Here is a 1,374-nt window from a genome sequence, read left to right as displayed (position 1 = left end):
GAGCGGCGAGTATACTGTATCGAGCCGAAACAAGACCCTTCGGCTCGGAGAACGCCTCTACCGTCCGGCCCCATGAAAGCGACCCTTTTTTCGCTCTTTTGGATCGCGCTCGCTTTCGGTGGCCCGCTCCCCTGCCCCGAGGCGCTCCATGGCACCGCCGCCAGGCCCCTGCCGATACACCAAAGCCCCGACCCGAACTCCCCGGTACTCGCCACCGCAACGGCGGAGGAATCCGTACGCCTCAAAATCCACCGCTGCCAGACCCACGCGGACACTCTTTGGTGTGAAGTCTCGGCTCTGGAGAGTTACGTACCGATGGAAGCCATCGAAAAATTGCGAAAGGGATGGGTAGAGGCTGAGGGTCTCAAATGCACCGACGAGGGCGGTTACGTTCTCGTCGACGGCGAAGGTGCCTGCCGATACGCCCTGGGCTGCGGTCGAGATGGCTGCGAAGTGATCGAAGATTTTTTCGAAGTGGGAGGTTTTCTCCTTCCCACCAAAACCCGCCGGATTCCCCGCAGCCATCTGCTGGCGGCCAACCGTTTCGAGGCGATGGGCGACGAAGGAGAGGGCTACTGTACCCTGGACACCTACCTGGTCACCCCTGAAAGTCCCGAAGGGCGCCTCATGGGTTTTCTGGATTCTCTACATACGGACGCCTATCGGAAAGCCGCGGGGTTCATCCACCCCAAAGAGGGGATCGTACTCACCGACTGGCCGGCCTTCGGCGGCCCCATACGCCATTTCATGCCCGAAGCCTTCGCCAAGGCACTGGCTAGAAACCTTCCCGTCGTTCCCCGCTACCAAGGCGGCAACGACGAAACGCCCCAAACCCCCATCGGCGTACGGGACCTGCTGACGTCACGCTTTCCGCCCCTGACAGAGGCCGCGACCCTGCAGCGCACCAAAGAGCTGGCCGGCTACCCCAACCTCGCCGGCCCGCCCGTCGCCGTGGAAATCACCTGGGACACCGCCGACGGAATGCCTCAGGGCATGATACACATGATCGCCATCATGACACGCTATCAGAACCGGTGGTATATCGTGGGAATCGTACGAAAGCGATGGACGATTTGAATTCGGAAAAGAGATGCTTGTGATATTTTGGAAAGAAGGTATCAAGTACCCCTGGAGGGGGTGTCGTTCATCGTGCAGCCGACCGTGCGGCGTGCCGCCCGGCCATCTTCGCAGACGATGCCTACAAAGAAGTCACCGATCACCCTGACCTCCGCGAAATCCTCGCTGACGAGTTCCCTGCCCCGGGCCGGTACTAAACCGCTCTGACTCTGAAAAGTTCGTTTATTGTTTCTCCTAATGGAGAAACGGTGAACCGGAAATCGGGAATCGTAAAGAGTCCTTTTCCTGCCTCCGTTT

Annotated in this window: 2 protein-coding genes; one reads left to right on the top strand and one right to left on the bottom strand. The window is 59.7% G+C overall.

The window, feature by feature from the left end:
• Positions 1–72: 72 nt before the first annotated feature.
• Complete coding sequence (locus Q1K23_RS03370) at positions 73–1,077, top strand: hypothetical protein (protein WP_300362378.1); 1,005 nt, start codon at positions 73–75, stop codon at positions 1,075–1,077.
• A 41-nt stretch (positions 1,078–1,118) separates the two neighbouring features.
• Here Q1K23_RS03370 and Q1K23_RS03365 read toward each other — a convergent pair.
• The coding region (locus Q1K23_RS03365; protein WP_300362376.1) for a hypothetical protein at positions 1,119–1,374 on the bottom strand (256 nt) is incomplete at its 5' end.

The organism is Hydrogenimonas sp., from assembly GCF_029933015.1.
In the GTDB taxonomy this organism is placed as follows: Bacteria; Campylobacterota; Campylobacteria; order Campylobacterales; family Hydrogenimonadaceae; genus Hydrogenimonas.
The sequence above is the reverse complement of the archived record's forward strand: the minus strand, read 5'-3'. Positions and strand labels throughout refer to the sequence as shown.